This window comes from Pseudarthrobacter sp. As-47 (genome assembly GCF_058215595.1).
This window is the reverse complement of sequence record NZ_JBYZMU010000002.1, coordinates 77,748-100,548: the sequence shown is the minus strand read 5'-3', so window position 1 is coordinate 100,548 and position 22,801 is coordinate 77,748. Positions and strand designations below refer to the sequence as shown.

Annotated in this window: 26 protein-coding genes and 3 pseudogenes; 13 read left to right on the top strand and 16 right to left on the bottom strand. The window is 63.5% G+C overall.

Going from position 1 to position 22,801, the window contains the following annotated elements; genetic code table 11:
- Positions 1-51: 51 nt before the first annotated feature.
- The 5 genes from mobC to AC4BCK_RS21415 all read left to right on the top strand — a co-directional run bounded on the left by mobC (position 52) and on the right by AC4BCK_RS21415 (position 4,560).
- Complete coding sequence (mobC, locus tag AC4BCK_RS21435) at positions 52-444, top strand: plasmid mobilization relaxosome protein MobC (RefSeq protein WP_490566959.1); 393 nt, start codon at positions 52-54, stop codon at positions 442-444.
- Positions 444-2,003 carry a relaxase/mobilization nuclease domain-containing protein gene (locus AC4BCK_RS21430; RefSeq protein ID WP_490566958.1) on the top strand — a complete coding sequence of 520 codons (1,560 nt, stop codon included), beginning with the start codon at positions 444-446 and terminating at the stop codon, positions 2,001-2,003. Before mobC ends, AC4BCK_RS21430 begins: the two co-directional genes overlap by 1 nt.
- Before the next feature lie 17 nt (positions 2,004-2,020).
- Positions 2,021-2,962, top strand: coding sequence for a hypothetical protein (locus AC4BCK_RS21425; RefSeq protein WP_490566957.1), 942 nt, complete (start codon positions 2,021-2,023; stop codon positions 2,960-2,962).
- A 94-nt stretch (positions 2,963-3,056) separates the two neighbouring features.
- Positions 3,057-3,305 carry a helix-turn-helix domain-containing protein gene (locus tag AC4BCK_RS21420; protein ID WP_490566956.1) on the top strand — a complete coding sequence of 83 codons (249 nt, stop codon included), beginning with the start codon at positions 3,057-3,059 and terminating at the stop codon, positions 3,303-3,305.
- Between the two features lie 658 nt (positions 3,306-3,963).
- Positions 3,964-4,560, top strand: coding sequence for a DNA-binding protein (locus AC4BCK_RS21415; RefSeq protein ID WP_490566955.1), 597 nt, complete (start codon positions 3,964-3,966; stop codon positions 4,558-4,560).
- Positions 4,561-4,591: 31 nt separating this feature from the next.
- Here the strand turns inward: AC4BCK_RS21415 and AC4BCK_RS21410 are convergent, their stop codons facing one another.
- Positions 4,592-5,401, bottom strand: a complete 810-nt coding sequence (locus tag AC4BCK_RS21410; protein ID WP_490566954.1) for a hypothetical protein — start codon at positions 5,399-5,401, stop codon at positions 4,592-4,594.
- On the bottom strand, positions 5,398-5,778 hold the full coding sequence (locus AC4BCK_RS21405) for a hypothetical protein (RefSeq protein ID WP_012311538.1): 381 nt from the start codon (positions 5,776-5,778) through the stop codon (positions 5,398-5,400). Before AC4BCK_RS21405 ends, AC4BCK_RS21410 begins: the two co-directional genes overlap by 4 nt.
- A gap of 297 nt (positions 5,779-6,075) precedes the next feature.
- Between AC4BCK_RS21405 and AC4BCK_RS21400 the strand changes: the two genes are divergently transcribed.
- Entirely contained in the window at positions 6,076-6,330 is a 255-nt protein-coding gene (locus tag AC4BCK_RS21400; protein WP_490567080.1) for a winged helix-turn-helix domain-containing protein, read from the top strand.
- Positions 6,331-6,392: 62 nt separating this feature from the next.
- On the opposite strand, the gene AC4BCK_RS21395 is transcribed toward AC4BCK_RS21400, so the two are convergent.
- On the bottom strand, positions 6,393-6,743 hold the full coding sequence (locus AC4BCK_RS21395) for an ArsR/SmtB family transcription factor (RefSeq protein WP_490566953.1): 351 nt from the start codon (positions 6,741-6,743) through the stop codon (positions 6,393-6,395).
- Positions 6,744-7,464: 721 nt separating this feature from the next.
- Here AC4BCK_RS21395 and AC4BCK_RS21390 point away from each other — a divergent pair.
- Both AC4BCK_RS21390 and AC4BCK_RS21385 read left to right on the top strand, forming a co-directional pair.
- Entirely contained in the window at positions 7,465-7,866 is a 402-nt protein-coding gene (locus tag AC4BCK_RS21390; protein ID WP_490566952.1) for an arsenate-mycothiol transferase ArsC, read from the top strand.
- 590 nt (positions 7,867-8,456) lie between these two features.
- Positions 8,457-8,714 (top strand): annotated as a pseudogene (locus AC4BCK_RS21385) (IS110 family transposase); the annotation flags it as partial.
- Between the two features lie 23 nt (positions 8,715-8,737).
- Here the strand turns inward: AC4BCK_RS21385 and AC4BCK_RS21380 are convergent.
- Positions 8,738-8,941 carry a YbdD/YjiX family protein gene (locus AC4BCK_RS21380; RefSeq protein WP_490566951.1) on the bottom strand — a complete coding sequence of 68 codons (204 nt, stop codon included), beginning with the start codon at positions 8,939-8,941 and terminating at the stop codon, positions 8,738-8,740.
- Complete coding sequence (locus AC4BCK_RS21375) at positions 8,941-11,241, bottom strand: carbon starvation CstA family protein (protein WP_490566950.1); 2,301 nt, start codon at positions 11,239-11,241, stop codon at positions 8,941-8,943. The genes AC4BCK_RS21380 and AC4BCK_RS21375 overlap by 1 nt, the downstream gene beginning before the upstream one ends.
- A gap of 387 nt (positions 11,242-11,628) precedes the next feature.
- On the opposite strand from AC4BCK_RS21375, the pseudogene AC4BCK_RS21370 reads away from it, so the two are divergent.
- The 3 genes and pseudogenes from AC4BCK_RS21370 to lpdA form a co-directional block, all read left to right on the top strand.
- A pseudogene (locus AC4BCK_RS21370) lies at positions 11,629-11,844 on the top strand (pyridine nucleotide-disulfide oxidoreductase); the annotation flags it as partial.
- 160 nt (positions 11,845-12,004) lie between these two features.
- Positions 12,005-12,148 carry a hypothetical protein gene (locus AC4BCK_RS21365; RefSeq protein ID WP_490566949.1) on the top strand — a complete coding sequence of 48 codons (144 nt, stop codon included), beginning with the start codon at positions 12,005-12,007 and terminating at the stop codon, positions 12,146-12,148.
- Between the two features lie 70 nt (positions 12,149-12,218).
- Positions 12,219-13,619 (top strand): dihydrolipoyl dehydrogenase, encoded by a 1,401-nt coding sequence (gene lpdA, locus AC4BCK_RS21360; RefSeq protein WP_490566948.1) that lies wholly within the window; start codon positions 12,219-12,221, stop codon positions 13,617-13,619.
- Between the two features lie 271 nt (positions 13,620-13,890).
- On the opposite strand, the gene AC4BCK_RS21355 is transcribed toward lpdA, so the two are convergent.
- The 9 genes and pseudogenes from AC4BCK_RS21355 to AC4BCK_RS21315 form a co-directional block, all read right to left on the bottom strand.
- Complete coding sequence (locus AC4BCK_RS21355; protein WP_490566947.1) at positions 13,891-14,295, bottom strand: hypothetical protein; 405 nt, start codon at positions 14,293-14,295, stop codon at positions 13,891-13,893.
- A gap of 312 nt (positions 14,296-14,607) precedes the next feature.
- Positions 14,608-15,051: a ferredoxin reductase domain-containing protein gene (locus tag AC4BCK_RS21350; RefSeq protein ID WP_490566946.1), complete on the bottom strand. Its 444-nt coding sequence runs from the start codon at positions 15,049-15,051 to the stop codon at positions 14,608-14,610.
- Between the two features lie 26 nt (positions 15,052-15,077).
- Positions 15,078-16,278: pseudogene (locus AC4BCK_RS21345) on the bottom strand (IS110 family RNA-guided transposase).
- Between the two features lie 275 nt (positions 16,279-16,553).
- The gene (locus tag AC4BCK_RS21340; protein ID WP_490566945.1) at positions 16,554-16,925 is read right to left on the bottom strand and encodes a 4Fe-4S dicluster domain-containing protein; all 372 of its coding nucleotides are present in this window, start codon (positions 16,923-16,925) and stop codon (positions 16,554-16,556) included.
- 162 nt (positions 16,926-17,087) lie between these two features.
- Complete coding sequence (locus tag AC4BCK_RS21335; RefSeq protein WP_490566944.1) at positions 17,088-17,519, bottom strand: OsmC family protein; 432 nt, start codon at positions 17,517-17,519, stop codon at positions 17,088-17,090.
- Positions 17,519-18,379 (bottom strand): formylmethanofuran dehydrogenase subunit E family protein, encoded by an 861-nt coding sequence (locus AC4BCK_RS21330; RefSeq protein ID WP_490566943.1) that lies wholly within the window; start codon positions 18,377-18,379, stop codon positions 17,519-17,521. The genes AC4BCK_RS21335 and AC4BCK_RS21330 overlap by 1 nt, the downstream gene beginning before the upstream one ends.
- 1 nt (position 18,380) lies before the next feature.
- Positions 18,381-18,737 (bottom strand): DsrE family protein, encoded by a 357-nt coding sequence (locus AC4BCK_RS21325; RefSeq protein WP_490567075.1) that lies wholly within the window; start codon positions 18,735-18,737, stop codon positions 18,381-18,383.
- Between the two features lie 115 nt (positions 18,738-18,852).
- On the bottom strand, positions 18,853-19,101 hold the full coding sequence (locus AC4BCK_RS21320) for a thioredoxin family protein (RefSeq protein ID WP_490567074.1): 249 nt from the start codon (positions 19,099-19,101) through the stop codon (positions 18,853-18,855).
- A gap of 46 nt (positions 19,102-19,147) precedes the next feature.
- Positions 19,148-20,200, bottom strand: coding sequence for a permease (locus AC4BCK_RS21315; RefSeq protein WP_490567079.1), 1,053 nt, complete (start codon positions 20,198-20,200; stop codon positions 19,148-19,150).
- Between the two features lie 100 nt (positions 20,201-20,300).
- Between AC4BCK_RS21315 and AC4BCK_RS21310 the strand changes: the two genes are divergently transcribed.
- Entirely contained in the window at positions 20,301-20,660 is a 360-nt protein-coding gene (locus tag AC4BCK_RS21310) for a metalloregulator ArsR/SmtB family transcription factor (protein WP_490567073.1), read from the top strand.
- A 313-nt stretch (positions 20,661-20,973) separates the two neighbouring features.
- Here the strand turns inward: AC4BCK_RS21310 and AC4BCK_RS21305 are convergent, their stop codons facing one another.
- Together AC4BCK_RS21305 and AC4BCK_RS21300 are read right to left on the bottom strand one after the other, a co-directional pair.
- The gene (locus tag AC4BCK_RS21305; RefSeq protein WP_490567078.1) at positions 20,974-21,501 is read right to left on the bottom strand and encodes an integrase catalytic domain-containing protein; all 528 of its coding nucleotides are present in this window, start codon (positions 21,499-21,501) and stop codon (positions 20,974-20,976) included.
- Between the two features lie 20 nt (positions 21,502-21,521).
- Complete coding sequence (locus AC4BCK_RS21300) at positions 21,522-22,052, bottom strand: hypothetical protein (protein WP_490567086.1); 531 nt, start codon at positions 22,050-22,052, stop codon at positions 21,522-21,524.
- A 228-nt stretch (positions 22,053-22,280) separates the two neighbouring features.
- On the opposite strand from AC4BCK_RS21300, the gene arsD reads away from it, so the two are divergent.
- Positions 22,281-22,799: an arsenite efflux transporter metallochaperone ArsD gene (gene arsD / locus AC4BCK_RS21295; protein WP_490567072.1), complete on the top strand. Its 519-nt coding sequence runs from the start codon at positions 22,281-22,283 to the stop codon at positions 22,797-22,799.
- Positions 22,800-22,801 lie beyond the last annotated feature (2 nt).

The window sequence follows — 22,801 nt, the reverse complement described above, 5'->3', positions numbered from 1 at the left end:
TGGCCCGGAGATTCCGGGGCGCTGCGCTGGGCATTGGGGGAGGGGACCGGGATGACTGAAGAGCCGAAGTCGCCACGCCGGATCTCCCGCCGCCGCCGCGCCAACATTGACGGCGACACCCAGTACGTGCGGGTGTCGATGTCGGAGTTCGAACGCGCTCAGTTGAAGGTGCTGGAGGAACGGACCGGGCGCAGCCCGTCGGAGATCCTTGTCAGCGCTGCCCTGTACGCGGAGAACTCGGAGTCGCTGGCCGAGCGGCGGGCGATGGCCGTGGAATTCATCGCGGCCCGCCGCTACCTCGCTGCCCTGTCAAACAACGTCAACCAGCTCGCCCGGCACGCGAACGCCACGGACGAATTCCCGGAAGCAGCCCCCACTGTTTTGACCCGGGTACGGGGGGTTGCTGACCGCATCAATACGATGCTGGATTCGATGGTGCGCTGATGATTCCCAACATCACCAAGGGCACCCGCATGCACGGGCTTATCGCATACCTTGCCGGTCCCGGGCGGACGAACGAGCACACCGATCCGCACCTTGTCGCTGGCTCACCGTCGATCATGGCCTGGCACAACGACGATGAACTGAACGCCGATGCCGCCCAGGCCATTGCCAAGGAACTGGACCGGGCCAGGAGCGTCCTGGGCGTCGAGATTCCCGGCGGGCATGTCTGGCACTGCTCCCTTTCGCTGCGAGCCGAGGAAGGCGACCTTACCGACCAAAAGTGGGCTGAGATTGCGCAGGACTTCATGGACGAGATGGGGTTCACCGAAGCCAGCGGACGGGCGCCGGCCCAGTGGGTGGCGATCCGTCACGGTCACAGCAAAGCCGGGAATGACCACATCCACATCGCCGCGTCCATGGTCCGCGAGGACGGCACGAAGTGGAGCAGCTGGCGGGACTTCCCCCGCGCACAACAAGCCGCCCGCGAGCTTGAGAAAAAGTACGGTCTGGAAGAACTTTCACCCACGCATTCCACCCGTGGCCTCTGGCCCGGTGAACGTGAAGCCTCCGAACGGCGGGGAGCGCCGGAACCGGAACGCCGGTCCCTGGAACGCAAAGTCCGTGCCTGCGCGACTTCCGCCCAGGATGAGGCCGAATTCATTCGACGCCTTCGCCGCACCGGTGCCCTTGTCAGGCCGCGGTACGCGTCCGGACGTGACGACGTCGTGGTCGGCTACAGCGTGGCAGAACGTCCCCCCAAAGGTGGCCGGCCTGTTTGGTTCGGAGGCGGTCACCTCGCCAAAGACCTCGCCCTGCCCAAACTCCGTGGCGAGTGGCCTGACAGCCCACAAGGTGCCGCCGATGCGGTCGCAGAATGGCAGGCAGCTGCACGCGGACGCCGGCCGGTCACCATCGGCCGAGAAGCCAACGAACCGGACCCGCAAATGTGGGAGCAGTACAGCGACGAAGTTGCCCGGCTCCGCGAAACGCTGCGTTCCGTCCCGCTGGACGATCACGCGACCTGGGCGCACGTTGCACGGGAGACATCCGGTGCCTTCGCGGCCTGGTCCACGGCGACCGAGGCAACGCCCGGACCACTTGCAGCAGCAGCCGACGAGCTGTCCAAGACAGCACAACTGCGACGCTACCCAGTCCGCCCCATCCGCAGCGCAGGACCATCTGCCCGCGGAGCCTCGCTCATGCTCATGGCAGCTTCGATGGGCGGCACCGGAACCGCCGCGCAGGCAATCATGCTGCGCCAGCTGCTCAACGTCGCCAAGGCCGTCCACGACATGCACAAGGCCTCAAATGATCTGCGCAGAGCACGCCAGATCAGCCACATGGTCAAGCACCACCTGAGCCAGGTCGCAGCCGCACTACCCAGCGTCCCAGCAACCACGCCCACAGCGGATAGCGAAGCGACCGCCGCGGTACGCGCGAGTACAGCCGGCCAGGTTGCCGGTCGGTCCGCGGGCTCCGTGCTGCCGCCGAAATACGTGCAGGCACGCACCCACGCGAGCACCCGAAGCGGGAGCACCCGCCCAGACATTGAGAGATAACACCAAGGAGGGGAACCATGAGCGAATCTGACGGCATTGATGAGGCTCTTGAGGGAATGTCGCGCGTTGCGCTGACTGTCGCCGGCCGGCTCGGTGAGCAACTGGCCAGGGCACGCGAGCAAGAGCTGCGCCGCGCCCAAGCCGCCGAGGAACAACAGGCCCGCGAACTGCAGGCCCGGTTCGATGCGGAGCGGGCGGCTGCCCGTGCACAGCTCGCCCCCGTCATGGACAACCGGTGGTGGGACACAGCCACCGGCCGCGACGTCGAAAGGGCACATGAGGCGGCCACCGCATGGAAAGACCACGACCCGGCGGCGAGCGACGCGGCAGAGGTGATCCGCGACCAGGTACAGCGACGGTACGGCTTGGACGTGGACAACCTTGGCGCGAATGAAGCAACGGTGGCGGAGTCCTTGGCTAAAGCCGAGCGGGACCGCGAACAGGCAGAACAGGAACGCCGTGCCGGCCATGATGAAAACGCCCAGGCTGTGCAACTGCTGGCCGAGGCCGACCGGGAAGACAGGAAACGCGCGGAGGCCGTTGATCGGCCCTCAAAGGAGGACTTGGACGAAGCGCTGGCCTGGCTCCGGGAGACCAAACCCATCGAAGCGCACAACTGGGAACAGCGGCACAAATTTGCAGACAGCGTGGCCGAGGAGGACGACATGGAAAGGCGGCTGATCACAAACTGGACAGCCGCCCGTGCCAATCACCGCCCCGAGCAGTTGCGTGACGAAGCAGGAGCCACATACGACTCAGCCGAGCGCCGACAGGAACTGGCGGCCAGCCTCGAAGGGGTTGTTGACCGCGAGGCTGTACAAGCACGGCTCAATTCCGATCAAGACCAGGCCACACCGCCCAGCGCAGCCGTAGGCAAGGGATCAAGGCCTGCGAAGGCCCGCAAGACGCGCGGAGCCAACGGCCCGACAAAGCTCCTTCAAAAGGGCATGAGCCGGTAAGCCCTGCAGGCCGTCCAGCCCAAGGAAATCTCACGGGTTGGCCGGGGCCCGCAAACTGGCCCCGGCTGGCTGCTGCTCACATTAGGATGTCCGGGTGACCGCTGAACACGACAAGCGCCGCTTTTTGACCATCGAGCAGGTCGCCGAAGAACTGAACTCCAAAAGCAGCCTCATCCGGAACCTCATTCATACTGGAGAGCTTCGCGCTTTTCAGGTTGGAGCGAGGGGGCTCTGGCGCGTCGGCCGCCAGGATCTCGAGGACTATATCGCAGATGCATACCGGCGCACCGCCGAGCGGATCGCCGCGGGCGAACTGGCGGACGACGTGTCGGAAGGGGAATAGGGACGCTGAAGGGGCGGAAACCCTTGTGCTCCGGGGCGGTCCGGCATCGCTCCAAGCGCCCTACGCTGGCGTGCGCTCATCCGCGGATACACCCTCCCAGCCTTTCTGGCACCCCGCCGGCTGATCCCGAAAGCCCTGCCGATCTTTCCCCAAGAGACGCCCCCGCCCTCGCGGTGGCCACGGCTTCATCGAGCAGGCCTCCAGCTCCTTGAGGCCCCCGTCCAAGGTGCGGATGCGGTGCAGCGACACGTCCGGGGCGACATGGCGGTGCCAAACACCGGAGCAGAGCGGCCGTAAATGCTGCCACTGCATCCTGAGTCACAGTCACCCCCCAAACGTTCTGCCCTTCGAAGCAGCCAGGACAAATCATCCCCGGCACAGTCAGACCCGAATGGGACTCCTTGCACTCAAGAAGTAGTAGTAGGAAGCGTGTACTCCTACTCCTACTCCTACTCCTACTCTTTTCGTGGACGCGATCGTCCCCAAGGCAAGGCTCTTGGGCGGCGCCCCACGAGGGATCCCGCTACCCAGCCCCTCGCCTGAGGCCTACCCCACCCAACATGGACGGGGGCCGCGGGCTCGGGACAGCGCGGTATTGCCTATGAGTAGTAGTAGGAGTAGTTTTGTTACTACTCCTACTACTTTTAAGGGTTTTCGAATGAGCTCGAGTGCTAGAGACCGGGTTTTTGCTGCTGCTGAGCAGATCAGCGCCGAGCGGCGCCCCACCGTGTCCACTGTTCGATCTGCTGCGGGCGTTAGTAACGCCGACGCCACCCGCTATCTGAAGGAATGGGCCGAGGAGAAGCAGTCCGCAGGAGGTCAGGTCGCGGCGACCCCGCCGGCCATCCTCGAGCAGGCGGCGCGTCTGGCCGGGGCTGTCTGGGCGGAAGCGTCCACCCTTGCGAACGAGCGCCACGCCGCCACCGGCGAGCTCTGGGCCCGGGAGAAAAAGGAGCTAAATGAAGAAGTCGCCGAGCTTGTTGCCGACCTCGACAAAGTGACGGCCGACAAGGAGTCCGCTGTCTCCGAGCTGGTGGCCAAAATAGAGGAGCTGGAACGCCAGCTAACGACCAATGCCGAGCAGTTAGAACAGGCCCGCTCAGCCGGCCAGGAAGCAACGGCCGAAGCTGCGGCAGCAGCAACCCGGGCGGCCGCCGCGCAAGCCCGCGCGGACGCGCTCCAGGAAGCCCATGACGCGCTGCTGCAGCGCATTACCCCCGAGCAGCCTCAGAGTGGCGAAGAACCTGATGCCTGATCTAGCCGGCGCTCGGAAGATGTCCTTGATTTCACGGGCGAGCTCCGAGGACCGGTAGACCGTACAGTTCGGCTACACGGTGGAATTCAGGGTCCGGTCCGACATTTTCGGAGGTCAGCTGCAGGAGGCCGTTGCGGCTGGGGGAGAGGCCTTCGTCAGCCCGACGGTCCCAGTAGGCCCAGCACCTTCCAGTCAGTGTTTTTGATGGGTAGCTGATACCCAGTGGTTCTGAGCCATCGTCTAACACCGTTCCGCGGATGACATGCGCGAGCAGGGTTGTCAGATCACGGTCGTCACCGGTGAGGGAGCCGGCCGTGAGGAGCTGCAGGCGTTCGGTCAGCCCCGCCGTGGTTGGTGTGAGGGCTTCAAGGGCGCGGAGGGTGGCCGCGTCGTCTATCTGAACCCACCACCCCTGACCAGGGAGGCGAATTTCGTAAATCGAACGGTCCATTTGCCAGTCAACGGATATGGCCCATGGGACGTCAATCCCGTTCTCCTCGGCCTGGGCCCGGACACTGGTGATGTAGTCCTCGACCGTCCATCCGATGGATTCCGCGGCCTTGGCTACGGACGCGCGCTGCTGCCGGAAGCCGAGCAACACCTCGGCGTAGGCGCACTGGCGGGAGTCGGCGAGGTAGACCGTTGAGCCTATGCTGTCGTACCGTCCCCGGGAATCGCTGGTCGCGGCCGTTCCGATGGGCATCGGGCCAACGATGGAATTTTTCCTGACCGACACCGCACCGTAGCGGTCCTTCGCCACCCTGAACGAAATCTGGCCGGCGGCCTGGACAAGGGTGAGCCCCGTCGAGGCGCACCGGCGCCCCTTGGCGGTCGTGATCATGCGGCGTAGGTGTCATTCACGAATGCTTCGGCGGCTCCCAAAACCTCACGGGAACGCAGCTGCTGAATGTAAAGGACAGGAAGTTCCTCGTCCAGGCGCGGATTGGCACCCATCAGCCAGGCCAACGCGACATGCTTTCCTTCAGCGAGCTCAAGGGTCTTCCAGACGCGATGACCCAGGCGCAGGCGGGACTCGACTTCCGGGCGGGGCTCCGGGCCGTCAGGCTTCGCCCAACGGAACGGAGACGTGCGGTCCTTCACGCCGGCCATGGTCTGGACGACCGTCGTACCCAGATTCTCATTGAGTTCGCGCACAAGGTCGTGAATGTTCATCCGGGTGGTCCCCAAATGAATGTCATGCCGGGTCGTTGCTTCCATGTCTCAATCGTCGCAGGCTTGCAAAAGTAAAACAACTGAAATGCAACATAAAACGCGCGAAATGTCGGCTCGTCGAGTGGAGGGGTGACGTTCAGGGGAAGTTTCGCACCGCTGGCGCGTGTTCCGGATGGCGCAGCACGCGGGGTGGATGTAACCTAAAGATGAGAGATTACTTGAATATTAAAGCAAACAACTTTACATAATATCCATTATCGGCTCTTTCGAAATGGGCGGGGGAGTGCCTGCAGAAGGTGCTGTTTCCTGCTGTCATTGTAGGGTTTTCTCCCCCACAATCCCCTGATCAACCTCGGGCTGATACATTTCAGCCTGCGCGAGCTGCAGCTTCTGGCGTATCTGATCCGGCTTGATGGCCGGGTCGCAAGCGCGGAACAAATCAGTGAGGCAGTGTGGGGCAAACCGCCGGCCACCAATACCATCGCGGTACACATCACACGACTCCGCGTAAAACTGGGTGACAACCGCAAACAAGGCGACATGATCCGGACCGTCAACGGCGCCGGATACCGCCTCGGCCCTGCCCTAAGCAGCTAAACCGGTACCTCCTCAACCCAACGCCCCCACCGGGACCACTGGGGGCGGATCGGGCGATGGGCCTAGAGGCTCGTGATGGTCGCCGCTGCCCGTTCCAGCGCCCCGGGAACCAGGGAGTAGTAGGCCCACGTACCGCGCTTTTCGCGGTGCAGCAGGCCGGCGTCAACCAAGATCTTGAGGTGGTGTGACACCGTGGGCTGGCCCAGGTCCAGCGGCTCGGTGAGGTCACACACGCACGACTCCCCCGTATCGCACGCCTTGACGATGGATAGCAGGCGAAGCCGGTTCGGATCCGCCAGAGCCTTCAGCAGCGTCGCACGCTTCTTTGCCTCGACGCCGCCCAGGGCAGCTTCCTTTGCAGGGGTGTAGCACTCCTTGATCACGGGCTGTTCGTGAAGATGCGCGACGGTCATGCATCCATTATGCACATAATTGACAGTGATCGATATGTCTGGTCATACTTCTAACCGACGTACATCAATCATTCAGGAGCACCGTGACCACGCTGACCACGAACTGTGCCCGCGGCTGCCGTCGTTGGTAATCTCTCCTCCCCTGACCGTTTCCTGGTATGGGTCATTGCCGCCACGGCGCTGGGCCTGCTTCTGGGCAGCATGATCCCCGAATTGAACACCGCCCTTGAGGCCATGAAGATTGGTGAGGTCGCACTACACATCGCCGTCGGTCTGCTGGTGAAAATGTACCCGGGGCGAGGGTCCGCTACGACCAGAACGCATCCCACCTCGATACCGTCACCGTCGAACTGGATATCCAGGTTGACTGCAGCTGCCCCAAAACTAAACTCCTTACGTCAAGATCGAGGCCCGCTGATGGATCCGAGAACGAAGAAACGAGCGGTTTATTATCGCTCGTTGGGCCTGGAAAGGGCCGAGGCTGGGAGAACAGCGGAGTGGAGAAGATGCTGAACAGGTCAGGCGCATCAATGGACGCCCGGCAGATGGCTGGATTTCAGGCCCGTGTAGCAAAGTACGCCGCGCTGGCGGACCCTGCGCGGCTGCACATCGTTGACCTTCTGACCTTGGGCGATCTGTCACAACACGCCACCAGTCGGAGGCGGATAGGCGGCGCAGCTACGTGGTACTTACCCCCGGAGCCCTCGAGCTACAAAGGAGCATGCAGGAAGTCCGTGTACGCCGGGTCCTGTTCGTGTGCACGTCCAACAACGCCCGATCTCAATTCGCCGCGGCACTTTGGCAGCAAGTCAGTGAGATCCCCTCGGCCTCTGCAGGCCCGCACCCCGCTAAGAAGATCACCAGAAGAGTCATCAAAGTCGCCAGCCGCCACGGGGTGGACCTCACAGGGCTCACCCCGCGCCAGCTCGACGACGCAGTGGGTGGAGATGACTTCATCGTCACCGTGTGCGACAAGGCCCACGAGGAGCTGCCCGAGCTTAGCGGCATCCACTGGTCCGTGCCCGATCCGCTACGGCTTAACAGTGAGAGGGCGCTTCAGGACGCATTTGCCGACATTTCATACCGCGTCCATGACTTGGCCCCGCGTCTGCGTGCAACCTAGAGACCCTTCTATGGTGGTGAGTCATGGCCTATGCAAGCGAATACACCCTGGTGGTCAGCGCACTTCAATGGTGGATGCCTTCGACAGCAAGAAGCGCGTCAGCCCGCTCGCACCAGCGACTGCCGGCAGGATTCGGAAGCTTGGTCGCTAGCAATTCAAAGAGGTCGGGACCTCTCTCTTCCGCACCACGCGGGAGCGGCATCACTCACGCTCCTGCCCGCGCTTCAGAAGGCCCTAACCACGCTCGTCTGCCAAGGGCCCGTTTGAGCGCCGACCAGATCGACGCGATTGTCTTCTCTCTCGGATGACCCGAGGTTGGCAGTGGACCAGGAGTCATCGAACTGCTCGACGGCACCGGACACCAGCCAACTATGGTCGACGACCAGACTCGCGAGTCGCAAGCGTTGGCGTGGGGGTCAAGCGGCACTAACGTGGGACATTGCGGAGCCCTGCTGGTCGCTTCAGCGGTTGTCTAAGCAATTCCACTGTGCAGCCGGAGGTCCTCATCCGTGAGTTAAGGACTCTAGTGAGTCATCATATTCACCGAACCAACGTCCCCTGGGCAATACACGTTTCCAGCACGACAACCTTTGATTGACGATGGCACGGTCATCGGTGGGGTCGACACCCACAAGCACACCCACTACGCCGCCGGGTTTGACGACCACGGTCGCATGCTCATCCACCAGCAGTTCGCCACCACCTCTGCCGGGTACGAGGCACTACGGTCATGGATGCACGGTTATGGCAACCTCGCCTCGATTGGAGTGGAGAGCACGGGAACGTTCGGCGCCGTCCTCGTTCGTGAACTAACCCGTCAACGTGAACGCGTAATCGAGGTCAACCGACGGTTTGTCCGCTGCAGGCTCAATCAGCAGCATCGGCCTTGGGGGTTGGAGTCCTGACGGTCGGTCCGGTCCCGCCAGAACCCGCGCTCGCTCAGGACAGGCGTGCTGTGGCCTGCGGCCCGGTGGTGCTCCATGTACTTGGCGTAGGCATCGGCCCCCAGCACGCCGCCGAAGTAACGCGCGAACTCCCGGAACCCTTGGGCAACCGCGGCGAGTCCGGAACTCATCAGTGGTGGCCTGCCCTCTCGAACCTCAACTCGGCGGGGACCTTGTCCCACTCAGCCATCAGCTCCCGTTCCGCCGGCGTCGGAATGAGCCCAGCGGGGGCGAAGACGCGCGACGGCCGGGCGGGGTCCTCGTTGCCCTTGCCGGCTGTCCCGTCCGCACGGGTGCGGAACGCCTTGATGGTGGCAAGCACGGCCGTCGCGATCACAATGATGCTGAGCACCACGAAGATCACCGACAGCCAGCCCTGGATGGCGGTGTTACGCACCACGGCTTCCATGGCGGCCACGGACTTAGCTGTGCCGAACTCCGTCTTCCCGTCGGCCAGGGCCTTGCTGAAGGCGGCGTTGTTGGCGAAGTACCCCACAGCCGGGGTGGGCGAGAAGATCTTCTGGTAGCTCGCCGTGATGGTGACCACCGCTGCGAACGCCAAAGGCAGTGCCACGATCCACAGGTACTTGAAGGTTCCGCGCTTGGCGACAATAGCCAGGCATACGGACAAGGCGATGGCGGCCAGCAACTGGTTGGCGATGCCGAACAGCGGGAACAGCGTGTTGATGCCGCCCAGCGGATCGGTGACGCCCATCAGCAGCACGGCACCCCAGGCACCTACCATGATGGCGGTGCACAACCAGGCGCCGGGACGCCAGGAGTGCTCCTTGAACTTGGGGACGAAGTTGCCGATCGAGTCCTGCAGCATGAACCGGGCCACGCGAGTGCCGGCGTCAACTGCCGTGAGGATGAACAGGGCCTCGAACATGATGGCGAAGTGGTACCAGAAGGCCATCATGGCGGTGCCGCCAATGAACTGCTGCATGATGTGCGCCAGGCCGACGGCCAGGGTGGGAGCGCCACCGGTGCGCGAGACGATACTTTCCTCACCGACGTTGGCGGCCGTTTGGGACAGGAATTCGGGAGTGAGATTGACACCGGTCAGGCCCAGGCTGTTGACCCACGTGGCGGCTGTTTCGACCGTTCCGCCTGTCAGTGCCGCCGGGGAGTTCATGGCGAAGTAGAGGCCGCGGTCAATGGAGATCGCGGCGACCAGGGCCATGATGGCTACGAACGATTCCATCAGCATGCCGCCGTAGCCGATGAAACGGGTCTGCCGTTCCTTTTCCACAAGCTTCGGGGTGGTGCCCGAGGAAATCAGGGCGTGGAAGCCGGAAAGGGCGCCGCAGGCGATGGTGACGAACAGGAACGGGAACAGTGAACCGGGGAACACCGGGCCGTTGTCCCTGCTGGCGAACTCGCTGAAGGCCGGGACGGTGATCTCTGGGCGGACCACGATGATGGCCAGCGCGAGCATCACGATCACGCCGATCTTCATAAAGGTGGACAGGTAGTCGCGGGGTGCCAGGAGCAGCCACACCGGGAGGATGGCAGCGATGAAGCCGTAGATGATGAGACCCCAGGCGATGGTGACCTTGTCCAGGGTGAAGAGCTCGGCGCCCCACGGGGTTTCGGCCACGATGCCGCCGCCGATGATGGCCGCCATCAGCAGTACGAAGCCGATGAGAGAAACTTCCATGATTTTGCCGGGCCGCAGGTAGCGGAGGTAGACGCCCATAAACAGGGCGATCGGGATGGTCAGGCCGACGGAGAAGACGCCCCAAGGGCTTTCGCCCAGTGCGTTGACGACGACCAGGGCAAGGATGGCCACAATGATGACCATGATGAGCAGGGTGGCGATCAGCGCGGCGGTGCCGCCGATGACGCCGAGTTCCTCACGGGCCATCTGTCCCAGGGAGCGCCCGCCGCGCCGCATCGAGAAGAACATCACCAGGTAGTCCTGCACTGCACCGGCCAGGACCACGCCGATGATGATCCAGATGGTGCCGGGCAGGTATCCCATCTGGGCTGCGATGACTGGGCCCACCAGCGGCCCGGCACCGGCGATGGCGGCGAAGTGGTGGCCGAACAGGACGTTGCGGTCCGTGCGGACGTAGTCCTTGCCGTCCGCCTTGTACTCTGCGGGCGTGGCCCGGCGGTCATCGGGCCGGGTGATGTAGCGTTCGATGACCTTTGAGTAGAAGCGGTAGCCGATGAGGTAGGTGCAGACCGAGGCGAACACGAACCAGATGGCGTTGACCGTCTCGCCGCGGATGATCGCGAGCATGAACCAGGCGACGCCGCCCAGCAGGGCAATTGCGGCCCAGAGCGCGATCTTCCCGGGCGTCCATTTTTTGTCTTCCGCCTCGCGGACCTTTTCATCCAGCGCCGAAGGAGGGAGGACGGTATCGGTGGCCACCGATCCTTCTCCCCGGGCTGCGTTCCGTCGACTTTCAGGCGTTTCGGCCATGTCTCCTCCTTGAGATTCTTTCCGCTTCTGCTGACAGGCGCCCTACCAACGACGTGTGAGGAGTTGGATGGTCACTTACTGTCTTACATCCATTGGTGAAGGCCGAGGAAAAGGGTGTTCTATTCATCGACTGTTGTCAATAGAATCCTGATATCGATCACTGAGATCAGCTCCGGTGGCAGAATGAAACCTTCCCCGGATCAGGGCGAGCGAGTTGGGGTGAGTTGCGGAGAAGCCGTCTCGGGTCACCATCCATCGAGTTGTATGTAGGAGCTTCGGTGGCACGAGTCAGAATTGGCTTGATCGACACCTTGGCGATATAGTGAGAGGTTACTATCTCGCCGCGCCCAAGGAGAGGTTGATCGCGGTCGCGCGGCACGGGCACCGTCTTTCGTGATCCTCGACGATCGCGACGAACCCGGCGGAGCGTGGATCAATGGTTGGGACAGCCTTCGGTTGTTCTCACCAGCCGCATCGAGTTCTCTGCCCGGCCAGCAGATGCCCCCGTGGGGCGGCCCAGGCACCCCTTCGGCGGAACGCGTCGTGTCCTATCTGGCCGGCTATGAACAGCGATACGGCCTCCCCGTGTCTCGTCCGGAGAGGTGCGCTCGGTGATCAAGAAAAAAGAGGGGTGGTGGCGCACTGCCCTGCGCCTAGATTGACATTCATCGATATGGATGTGAATATTGCGTATATCGATGATCATCAGTTTTGCCGCTGTACGCCGCGGTGCCAGCCAAGAGCCGGAAGTAGGGAACCCCGCATGAACACCACCCAGACCATCCAGATCGAGAACGTCGGACACCAGGACACGGTCACCGTCCATCTGGACCTGGACGTCAGCTGTGACAGCCAGGCAGGCAGCTACATCACCACCGCACCTACCAAGACCAAGAAGCAGGCATGAAATCCCATGGCCGGGCCCTGACTTTCCTGCTCGCCACCACGTGCCGGCCACTTTGGGGAGAGCTGTCACCATGAGCGAGCACTTTGATGTCGTGTGTCTCGGCGGCGGCCCTGGTGGCTACGTCGCGGCCATCCGCGCCGCCCAGCTCGGATTGTCCGTCGCTGTCGTGGAAGAAAAGTACTGGGGCGGGGTGTGCCTGAACATTGGTTGCATCCCGTCCAAGGCTTTGCTGCGCAACGCAGAACTCGCCCACATTTTCCACACCCAGGCGAAAACATTTGGTATCTCCGGGGAAGTCACCTTCGACTTCGGCGCGGCCGTCGACCGCAGCCGCGAAGTCGCCGACGGGCGCGCCAGAGGCGTCCACTTCCTGATGAAGAAGAACAAGATCACTGAATACGACGGGCGGGGCTCCTTCGTCGACGGACACACCCTTGCGGTGACCCTCAACTCCGGGGAAACGACAACCATTACTTTCGAGAACGCCATCATCGCCACTGGGTCGACTGTGCGGCTGCTGCCCGGAGTCGAACTCAGCGACAACGTCGTCACCTACGAGCGCCAGATCCTGGACCGCACCTTGCCCCGGTCGATCGTGATTGTCGGGGCCGGCGCCATCGGAATGGAATTCGCCTACGTCCTGCGGAACTACGGCGTGGAAGTAACCATCATCGAGTTTCTCGACCGGGCCCTTCCCAACGAGGACGCGGACATCTCCAAGGAAATCGCCAAACAGTACAAGAAGCTGGGCGTGAAGATCCTCACCTCGACAAAGGTCGAAACGGTGACCGACCATGGCGCTGCCGTCACCATCACCTACACCGGGAGCGACGGCGCCCCCGGAAGTATCGAAGCGGACCGGGTACTGATGTCGATCGGATTCGCGCCGATGACCACAGGCTTCGGCCTGGAAAACACGGGCGTGGAGCTCACGGACCGCGGGGCGGTCGCGATCGATGACTTCATGCGCACGAACATCCCGCACATCTACGCAATCGGCGACGTGACAGCCAAACTCCAACTCGCGCACGTCGCCGAAGCGCAGGGCGTCGTCGCGGCGGAGAGCATCGCCGGAGCGGAAACCATGACCTTCGGTGACTACCGGATGATGCCTCGCGCCACCTTCTGCCAGCCCCAGGTAGCCAGCTTCGGCCTGACCGAACAACAAGCACGCGATGAGGGCCACGACGTCACGATCGGCACCTTCCCCTTCAGCGCCAATGGCAAGGCACACGGGCTCGGCGACACCACGGGATTCGTCAAACTCGTCGCCGAAGCCGAACACGGGGAACTGCTCGGTGCTCACCTCATCGGACCCGACGTCTCCGAACTGCTGCCAGAACTGACCCTTGCCCAGAAATGGGACCTGACCGCCACGGAACTCGCCCGCAACATCCACACACACCCGACCCTTAGCGAGGCCATGCAGGAGTGCTTCCACGGGCTCACGGGACACATGATCAACTTATAAACCGCCCCGCGACCTCCGTCATTCGATCCCGGACCGCTCCTTGCCATGCGGCCGGCCTTGACGTTTGTCAGCCATGTCATGACGCCTTCAGGGTTCAGCTCATGGTGCTGCTCCCGCCGGGACTCCAATGATCAATTGCGCCATTCGGATTGTACCGAACGGCGCGACCACAGGCTGGCGTACCTCACGGACTCAAGTCCGATTGCGACTTCGGACATACGATCAGGCCGGCTCCGACTGATACCAGCGTGGCGTTGCCTTCTGGCTGCGGTTATGGGTCGCGTCGGCTGTCGGCCGGCAGCTTGCCGGTGTTTCGGCAAAGCTGCCGGTTTGCGTCGGTGACGGCGGCCCGGGCCATGACGCCGATGAGGGTGGCGGAGGCCGGTCCGCACCAGTCTCCGTAGCCGAGGAAATACAGCCCGGGAACATCGGCCGAGCGGGTGGTCAGGCGGGCGGTGGTTGCCGGTACACCGTCCTGCAGGATCAGCCCCAGCGGGTCCAGGTACTTCAGGTCAGGCCGGAATCCGGTGCACCAGATGACGGCGTCGGCCTCCTGCCGGCGCCCGTCCTCCCACCGGACACCGCCCGGGGTCAGCGACGGGAACATGGGCAGGGCCGTCAGGAGTCCGGCTTTCCGGACCGGCGGGACCGCGACGATGTCACCGAAGGAGGCCACCGCTCCGGGGGTGGGCTCGCCGCGGGCGATGGCACGGGCGTGGGCGATCCGGAACAGAGCATGTCCGTCGATCTCGTCGGGCAGGTAGCGCGGGGGGCTTACGGGTACCCCAGGTCACGGAGGCCCAGAGGTGGTGCACGAGGATTTGCCATGTCGCAGGTTCGTTGTCGCTGATCAAGTTGGGCTCCACACCGCTGAGCAGCTCCTGGGCCCTGGCACTGGTGAGGCCGGAATTCGCGGCGGTCGCATGGCCGTGGGACTGCGGCGCCGACACCCCTCCCTCGACGACCCTGTCCCCAACGTTCCCGGATGTCATCTCCGCACCACCGACAGCAGGCCTGAGCCAGAGGAGGCCAACAACACCACAGGAACCGGCTGGGCGTACTTGCAGCCGGGGCAGCGCTGCATGTCAACCGCCGAAGCTGTCGACATGAACGCGTCCCCGTGGGATGCCGGCGCGGTCCAGCGCCGCGAGGCGGCGGAGATCATCGCGGGAGCACCGGCAAGGTATACGTCAGATTCCTGCATATCGCTGAGTCCGGCGATGGCCTGGTCGATCCGGCCCGTGACGGTGCGGACCCCGACGGGGGCATCCATCGGTGTGTCGTTGTTCTCGATGGCCAGGGCGGCATGAAAGTCCGGTGAGGTCCGGGTCCAGGAGCCGATGTCCTCGAGGTCGTAGAAGTCGTCCGCTTCGCGGTTGCCCCTGATCAGTTGGATGGGCTGGCACAGGTTGAGTGCGAGCCCGGGTGTCATCAAGGGGGGTGTCCCTATGCTTTTGGTCAAGCGGCCAGGGCGGGTTTGTCCTCGTAGAAGGTTCCGTGTTTGAGCATGGAGTAGATGACGTCGCAGCGCCGGCGGGCCAGGCAGATGACGGCGGCGTTGTGCTTCTTCCCCTGTGCCCGTTTCTTTTGGTAGTAAGCCTTCGATGCGGGGTGGTGGCAGCTGGCGATCCAGGCGGATCTGAACAGGGCGTTCTTGAGTTGCTTGTTTCCTGATCGTGCGGGGAATTCACCGCGTATCGAGGTGCCGGAGCGCCGTGTGACAGGGGCGATGCCTGCGTAGGCAGCGAGGTGCCCGGCAGAGGTGAAGGTGCCGGCATCGCCGATGGTCAGGAGTATCGTCGCTGCGGTCTTGATGCCGACTCCTGGCATGGACATCAAGACCTGGGAAAGAGGGAAGTCATCAAGGAGTTTTTCGACTTCTTCGGCCACGATGGCGCGCTGGTGTTTGAGCTCCTTGATTTGCGCCGCGACGCGGGGAATGACCAGTTCAACGGCTTGGGTGCCAATGACTGTGACGGTCTGCTCGCCCAGCGCCGTGAAGATCGCGTCAACCAGGTTCACGGGGTCTTTCCGGCTGTGGCTCCTGGCCCACCGCAGCACGTTGCCTCGGCCTGCGGTCCGTAGTCCAGTCGGTCCGGAGTACTTGATGAACAGCTCCAGGACCAGGCCGCGGGTCAGCACGGTCCCCGGGAAGACGCGCTCCAAGGCGGGGAAAATCTGGAGCAGCAGGGACCGCAAACGGTTGATTGCCCTGGTGCATTCATGGGTCAGATCAGCGTCGGATCCGGAGAGCACTTTCAGCGCCGCAAGTACCTCGCTGTCCCGGTCGACGCCCCGTAGCGTGTGCGGCATGGTACGTGCCGTCTCGGCGATGATGAACGCGTCCCGGGCGTCCGTTTTAGACTTTCCCGGGTACAGGTCAGCGGCTTTGCGCATCGCCAGGCCCGGCAGGTAGGCAACGGTGCACCCGCAGTCCCGCGCCACCGCTATTGGCAGCGCGCCGATGGTGTTTGGGCTGGTCGACGATGACCAGCACCCTGCCGTGCTGCTGCAGCCCAGTGAACAGCTCGCGCAGTAGCGTCTCGTCCTGCGGCAACGGCTTGTCGAAAAACCGTTCGCCGACCGCATTCAACGCCGCGGCGTGATGCTCAGACTTACCGACATCAAGCCCGCAGTAAACCTCGTACCCTTCGTCCATTCGGCGCTCCTTTGCACCAACTCATGGCCGCAGTCATGACACCCGATGCTGGCACCCACGTTACAAAGAGACCTCGCCCCTCGGAAGGAGCCGGCCGTGTCCCTATCAGCAGTCAACGCGTGTCTCCGAACCTGGCGACAACACCCCCCGGATCATCAGTGACAGGGCAAGAAAGTCATACCAGGTCCAGCGACCAAATCCCCGGCCCTCGGGGACGGAATAAATGTAACGGGCGAGCCGGGTCCGGGTGCCGGCATCTTCAATGCTCCTCACCGTCAGGCGGATGCGGCGCTCCGGATGGGGAAGCACGTCGTGCCATTCCAGTTGTTCGCGGCGGGCCAGCAGATCATCTTCGATGACGTGATGGACCTCGGGGCGGTGCTCAAGATCCAGCACCGAGGCCAGCGGGGGAACGTGATCGCGTTCACCGGGCAGGTGTTCGCGCAGGTCGTGCAGCCCACCATGCAGTTCAACGGGTCTGCGACAACAGCTTTCTGCTCGTCGTTGTCGTAACGGTAGACCAGGCTGCGGCACCCGGTGACACAGGTGCGGCATCCGATACACGCATTGAGATTGACGGTGGGGTTCCGCGCGATCTTTTTGCGCGGAACCCCGTGCCAGGGCTTTGTGAACTTTGGATCCGGCATCGCAGGCGACCGTTCTCGGGCTTCGAACCAGAAGGGGATTTACGACGGCTCCGGGGCCGCCGGCATCCGGCAGGGCCATAAGGCCCGAGGGAGACTATGCCGGCGTCATGGCGGCGCGGGCGATGGCCTGAGATTCCGCTGCCAGGCACCCGGAGCGGACCGTCAGTTCCCGGGGGCTACCGCGACGATGGTGCCGTGGACGTCGCAGACGGCGGCGAGAGTGTTGTACACGGTGCCGTACTGGCTGAGGTTGCGGTGCAGGAGCTCGAGGCGGCGCGGGCTTTCGCTGGTGACGATGCGGATTTCGTACTCGATCCCGACGAATTTCGGCGGACTGTCCTGGCGGCGGGCCTGGACGTCGATCTCGGCGCTCTGGTAACTGAAGGGCATCATCGCGCCGGAGCGTTCCAGATTCTTCAGCAAGCAGGCAGTGAAGGCCGCGGCGAGCAGTTCAGCCGGGCCGGGCAGCCCGGACGGCTGGTCAGCGCCCCAGCTGGCATCGATCGGGATCCTCTGGTTGCCGGCCTGGATGGACGCTTTCCGGCCTGCCGCACCGTGCCCGTGGACCCGGTATGTCGTGGGTGGCGTTCGCATCAGGGTTCCTTCGGGGTCGTTGGGGAAGATGGCCGGGGCGGCGGTCCATGCAAGTATCTTGAAGCCCAGGCTTCGGGTAGATCCACGGGAACTTTGGGTTTCGGCGCATCGAATCCCGTCTCGTAGGGACTGTGAAACCTGGCCGGCGGGAGAACATCACGGTTGACGACGTCGGTGCGCCGGGCCTCCGCGAGGGGTGCCGGAAGCCGGGCATCGGGGAGTTCCCGGACGGTGTAATGCTCGGCGGGGCGGCTGGGCAGCAGCACGGTGCGCACCCAATTCCATTGGACGGCCTCGTTGACTGCTACGAGTTCGGCTTTGTCGGCCGGGCTGAGTGTTCCGCTGTCGGTGAGTGAGTCATCGAGGAGGGCGGCGTCCCAGCGAACGATCAGCGGCGGGAAGAATCCGGGTTCTTCCCGCACTTCCCAGGTGGTTCCTGTGGAGATTTCCCTGACCACGAACTGCACCCCGAAGGAGTTATCCAGCAGATGCGTGCCGTGCCGGGCCCGGCCTCCGGTCAGGTAGGCGGCGATGTCGCCCAGGCAGGGGCTGTTTTTGGAGACAACAACGAGGTTGGTGCGGTCAAAGACCCCGTCCGGGAATGCTGTCGAGGCCAATGCGGCAAAGGCATAGGCTCCGCGGAGCAGTCCGTCGCAGGCATGGCCGTGGAAGAGGATCAGGTCCGCGACGCTGACTGTTTTGGTCCGTGTTTCGATCCGGCCCTGCGCGGACCTGGTGTCCAGGACCTGGAACCGGGGCAGGTCCGCCGCTTCCGCCAGCCAGGACGGGACGTCCCACCGCGGATCCGCGGGCTGTTCGCCGGCCGGGTTCTGGTCCCCGCCGTTGTTCGTTTCGGTCATGTCAGAAGCTGATCACTGCCGCGCCTTCGAGCGCGTAGCGGACGAAGGCATCACGGGCGAACTCCAGGCTCAGTCCCCGCGTGGTGAGCGCTTCGGCCGTGCCGGCGGCGTTCGCCGCGTTCAGGCACGCGTGGACGGTGACGCCGGCGGTAACCAGGGCATCAATCTGCTCGCGGTAGCCTGCACGGACCGGGTCGCTGCTGTTTTCGGTGAGGGCGGCCTGCGCCGGACCGAAGCAGAACACCTCCAGTTCCACGCCCTGGCCGCCGGCGACCTGCCGGACCCTCTCAGCGACGTGGGAACCTGCGTCCAGTGAAGCGTTGTCGTCGTGGAACAGGAAAATTACGGTCTTTGCCATACGGTCATCATCCTCCATAGCTCTCAGCTTGCCCGTCGTCGGTGACGGCGGTGCGTTGGGTTTCCGGGGATCCGGACAAGCCTTGAAGGCGGCAGGCTGACCCCCGGGGCAGGGGTCAGCTTGCCGCGGTTGCTGCGCTGAGCAGTTCGCGCAGCTGTATCGGGGTGGGGACCCGGCCGGAGATGAGGACTTCCTCATTGACGACCAGGGCGGGGGTGCCCATGACGCCGTATCCGGCGATCGCGGCGTAATCTTCGACTTTTTCGATGGTGGCGTCGAGGCCGAGGTCTTTGATGGCCTCTTTGGTGACGCGTTCGAGGGTCTTGCAGTTGGTGCAGCCGGGGCCGAGGACTTTGATGATCACGAGGTGATTCCTTCCGGAGGTTATGTTGCAGGCTTGTGTTGCGGGGTTATCTTGCGAGGATGAAGTTGAAGAGGTAACCGACGCCGACGATCCCGGCACCGGTGACGGTGACGAAGATTGCCAGCAGGGGGAGTTTGAGGACCCGGCGCAGGAGGATCATTTCGGGCAGTGACAGGGCGACGACGGCCATCATGAAGGCCAGCAGCGTGCCCATGGGGAGGCCCTTTTCATAGAGGGCCTGGACCATCGGCATGATGCCGGCTGCATTGGAGTACAGCGGGATGCCGATCAGGACAGCGATCAGGACGCCGAAACCGTTGCCGGGTCCGGCATAGGTGGCGAAGAAGTCAGCCGGCGCCCATCCGTGGATGAGGGCCCCGAGCCCGATGCCGACGAGCAGGTAGATCCAGATCTTGCTGATAATGGACCGAACCTCCTCGACCCCCATCTGGATACGTTCTCCGAAGGTCAGTCCGAGGGATGGATCGATGGTCTTACCGCCGAGCTTGACGTCGAAGACGAACGGCTCGATCCAGCGTTCGGCCCCGAGTCGGCCGATGATCCAGCCCGCCACCACGGCAATGACCAGCCCGGAGACGACATACAGCGCGGTGATCTGCCAGCCGAACAGGGACAGCAGGAGCCCGATGGCGATTTCGTTCACCAGCGGACTGGCGATGAGGAAGCTCATCGTGACCCCGAGGGGAACCCCCGCGGCGACGAACCCGATGAACGCGGGCACGGCACTGCAGGAACAGAACGGGGTGATCACACCCAAGCCCGCCGCGAGGATATTCCCCACGCCCTCGCGCCTGCCGCCCAGCAGGGCGCGGGTGCGCTCGACGCTCATGAAGGACCGCAGCACCGTGACCACGAAGATGATCCCGGCCAGGAGCAGCAGAATCTTCAGGGTGTCATAGATGAAGAAATGGACGGTTTCGGTGATTCGGTTCGCCGGATCAAGCCCCACGAGGTCGTAGAGGATGACGTCCCAAAGCCGCTCATTGACCCAGTACAACAGGGCCCACAGACCGGCGGCGGCGGCCAGTGCGCCGACCCGGCCCCGGGTGCTGGTCGGTACCCGCTCAGCAACAGTCATCGCCTGCTCCGTTTCCGTTGATCCGAAATATTCGACGTTCATCTAATACGTAGCATGACGACCTCTTTGATATATGTCAAATCTCTGGGAGGATTGATCCATGCCCAAGACTCTCCCGGTACTGGATGACCCCTTGCCGATCTCGTGCCCGCCACTGGGAAGCGCCCCGCGTCTCGATCCCGGCGACGCTGTTGCCTTCGCCGTGCGCCTCAAGGCCCTTGCCGATCCCGTGCGCCTTCAACTCATCGACTATCTGCTGGCGCAGCCGGATCAGGAGGCCTGCACCTGTGATCTTGCGCCGGTCGTCAGATTGTCCGAGCCAACGGTCAGCCATCATCTGAAGAAACTCGAGGCCAACGGTCTTCTGACCAAGGAACGCCGCGGGATGAGCGTGCACTACAGGGTCGTCCCAGAGGCCATCCGCGCCATCGCCAACGCCCTGGGCCCAAGCGTCGCCTGACCCTTTCATGCCGAGGCATGGCCAGCCATGGCCTCTGCTCGCCTGGAGTCAGGGCGAGCAAGAGCGCCGGGCCGCGACGCAGGGAGGCCCGTCCCGGAAAATGGGCCTTTACTTTCACCGGCAGGCTGCAGGTCTCCGGCCTCCCGTAGCGACTCATGTCAAGATGCTCGCGAAAGTGTGGTGCGTGCCTCAGCTATTTCTGATCGCGTGGCTGATGCTTCCAATGCCCGTGTTTTCGCTGCGGCGAGGGCGATCAGTTGGCTCTGGATGGTGGTGATGCCGCGGGCGAGATCGGCCGGGTTCGTGGCGTCCATCAGGTCGGCGAGTTCAGCGGCTTTGGTTTCGGTGAGGATTCCGGAGTCGTGACTCGTTGGTATGGGGTCCGTGGCTTGTCATAGATGCGGGTCTTCTTCCCGTGCTTATTCGAGTGCCAACCGACGGCTTTCGTGGTGGCGGTGAAGAGGTTCAGGCGGACCCGGACGAGGGCGTAGAGGGCGTTGAGCAGCTTCAGCTCAGCGGCGGTGTCGTAGCGGTAGTGGAAGGCGTGCCGGCGGACCACGTCGCCGTTTTTCTGCTCGACGTGGGCGTTGTCGTTGGACTTGTACGGCCGGGCCCGGGTGAAGTAGATGTCCTTCTCGTCAGCCCATTTGATCAGGGCGTAGTTGATGAATTCCCCTCCGTTGTCGGTGTCCAGGCCGACCAGGGGAAATGGCAGCCGGGCCACGATCTCGTCCATGGCTGCGAGCACCCATTTGTGCGCGCCGTTGCGGACCGCGAGGTTCTCCGTCCAGCCGGTGAACACGTCCGTGGCCGTCAGGGTTCTGGCGAATTCCCCGGCCAGAGTGGGGCCGCAGTGGACGACTATGTCAGCTTCGATAAACCCCGGGCTTGTTCGTGTTCTTCCCCGGCTTTGCGGACCGTGATCGAGTTGCGCAGCAGCGGCCCGGCCTTCGTCGCGGACAAGCCCTTGGGTCTGGCTGCGTCCCTGGTGGGCTTGAGGAGCCGGTCGATCGTGGCCCCGGAGACCAACATCAGCTGCGCGCCCACTGCTGGCGTCAGCCGCTTCGTGTCGAGTTCCCCGAAGGTCTGAAGCCTGGGCAGCCACAGGTCCATGGTCGCCGCCAAATACATACCGGAGGGCATCCCGGCGAGCCGCCACACACTGATCAGGACCTTCAGGGTGTCATAGCCGTACGTCCGTCCCCGCGGCTTCCGCACCACCGCTTTCGTCGGGCCTTTCCGCTTCCGCGCCGTGGACAGTGCTTGGCGTGCGTTCGCCCGGGACCACCCCGTAACAGCCACAAGCTCGTCCAGAATCAGCCCCTTGGCGTTCTTCGACGACTTCGCATAATCGGCGGCGTACTTCTTTGTGACTTCCCTACGCGTTGCCATCGACAGGTCCATCCCTCATCGTCACCGCCGCGCCCGGAGCGGCCCATGATTTCGCGAGCGTTTCAACCCCGTTTCGCAAGCACTATTGGTGAGTCTCGTCGCCCCCTTCCATGCATCGATGAATGTCGATACCATAAATGGGGAGTCGCATTCACGCTGGCTAAGTCCCCGCCGGGACAACGGCCTGAATGAGTGTCGCTCTGTGTTTCGGTATCGAATCGAACCGCCATGAATGTCAAGGAGAACCACATGCCTGCTATCCGAATCTACGAATCCGCTCTCTGCTGTGACACCGGTGTGTGCGGCCCCGACGTGGACCAGTCCTTGGTGGATGTGACCGCCGACGTGCGTCACCTTCAGGGCCTCGGTGCAGACATTGCGCGCCTCAATTTAGCGAGTGACCCGACCGCCTTCGCCGGGGACGATGTCGTCCGCGGCTATATGCACGCCGTCGGGTCCAAAGGGCTCCCCCTGACCGTCGTGGACGGAGTGACAGTGGCAACCGGCACGTACCCGAGCCGGGAACAGCTGGTCAGTTTCGCCGGACTTGAGGGTCCCGGTACGTCGATCCAAGAAGATCTCTCGGCGGATGGTGCAACGTGTGACATCACGTGCCGTCCGGAAAACAGTGGGGAAGTCTGCTGTGATCCCTCGTCGGACGGTTCGGAGACGTCTTCCGGGTGCTGTGGCCCGTCTTCGAAGAACACTGAAAAGTCCATCGCGGGCAGCCCGTCCGGGTGCTGCTGAGC

What these genes read in the sequence shown, in the direction of transcription:
- AC4BCK_RS21350 (WP_490566946.1), bottom strand. Translation starts at nt 15,051, where the DNA reads ATGACACCCGGGCTCGCACTCAACCTGTGCCAGCCCATCCAACTGATC.
- AC4BCK_RS21315 (WP_490567079.1), bottom strand. Translation starts at nt 20,200, where the DNA reads ATGACTGTTGCTGAGCGGGTACCGACCAGCACCCGGGGCCGGGTCGGC.
- AC4BCK_RS21365 (WP_490566949.1), top strand. Translation starts at nt 12,005, where the DNA reads ATGAACACCACCCAGACCATCCAGATCGAGAACGTCGGACACCAGGAC.
- AC4BCK_RS21410 (WP_490566954.1), bottom strand. Translation starts at nt 5,401, where the DNA reads ATGATCACGACCGCCAAGGGGCGCCGGTGCGCCTCGACGGGGCTCACC.
- arsD (WP_490567072.1), top strand. Translation starts at nt 22,281, where the DNA reads ATGAATGTCAAGGAGAACCACATGCCTGCTATCCGAATCTACGAATCC.
- mobC (WP_490566959.1), top strand. Translation starts at nt 52, where the DNA reads ATGACTGAAGAGCCGAAGTCGCCACGCCGGATCTCCCGCCGCCGCCGC.
- AC4BCK_RS21425 (WP_490566957.1), top strand. Translation starts at nt 2,021, where the DNA reads ATGAGCGAATCTGACGGCATTGATGAGGCTCTTGAGGGAATGTCGCGC.
- AC4BCK_RS21300 (WP_490567086.1), bottom strand. Translation starts at nt 22,052, where the DNA reads ATGGCAACGCGTAGGGAAGTCACAAAGAAGTACGCCGCCGATTATGCG.
- AC4BCK_RS21415 (WP_490566955.1), top strand. Translation starts at nt 3,964, where the DNA reads ATGAGCTCGAGTGCTAGAGACCGGGTTTTTGCTGCTGCTGAGCAGATC.
- lpdA (WP_490566948.1), top strand. Translation starts at nt 12,219, where the DNA reads ATGAGCGAGCACTTTGATGTCGTGTGTCTCGGCGGCGGCCCTGGTGGC.
- AC4BCK_RS21340 (WP_490566945.1), bottom strand. Translation starts at nt 16,925, where the DNA reads ATGCCGGATCCAAAGTTCACAAAGCCCTGGCACGGGGTTCCGCGCAAA.
- AC4BCK_RS21375 (WP_490566950.1), bottom strand. Translation starts at nt 11,241, where the DNA reads ATGGCCGAAACGCCTGAAAGTCGACGGAACGCAGCCCGGGGAGAAGGA.
- AC4BCK_RS21325 (WP_490567075.1), bottom strand. Translation starts at nt 18,737, where the DNA reads ATGGCAAAGACCGTAATTTTCCTGTTCCACGACGACAACGCTTCACTG.
- AC4BCK_RS21430 (WP_490566958.1), top strand. Translation starts at nt 444, where the DNA reads ATGATTCCCAACATCACCAAGGGCACCCGCATGCACGGGCTTATCGCA.
- AC4BCK_RS21310 (WP_490567073.1), top strand. Translation starts at nt 20,301, where the DNA reads ATGCCCAAGACTCTCCCGGTACTGGATGACCCCTTGCCGATCTCGTGC.
- AC4BCK_RS21405 (WP_012311538.1), bottom strand. Translation starts at nt 5,778, where the DNA reads ATGGAAGCAACGACCCGGCATGACATTCATTTGGGGACCACCCGGATG.
- AC4BCK_RS21390 (WP_490566952.1), top strand. Translation starts at nt 7,465, where the DNA reads ATGCAGGAAGTCCGTGTACGCCGGGTCCTGTTCGTGTGCACGTCCAAC.
- AC4BCK_RS21380 (WP_490566951.1), bottom strand. Translation starts at nt 8,941, where the DNA reads ATGAGTTCCGGACTCGCCGCGGTTGCCCAAGGGTTCCGGGAGTTCGCG.
- AC4BCK_RS21335 (WP_490566944.1), bottom strand. Translation starts at nt 17,519, where the DNA reads ATGCGAACGCCACCCACGACATACCGGGTCCACGGGCACGGTGCGGCA.
- AC4BCK_RS21395 (WP_490566953.1), bottom strand. Translation starts at nt 6,743, where the DNA reads ATGACCGTCGCGCATCTTCACGAACAGCCCGTGATCAAGGAGTGCTAC.
- AC4BCK_RS21330 (WP_490566943.1), bottom strand. Translation starts at nt 18,379, where the DNA reads ATGACCGAAACGAACAACGGCGGGGACCAGAACCCGGCCGGCGAACAG.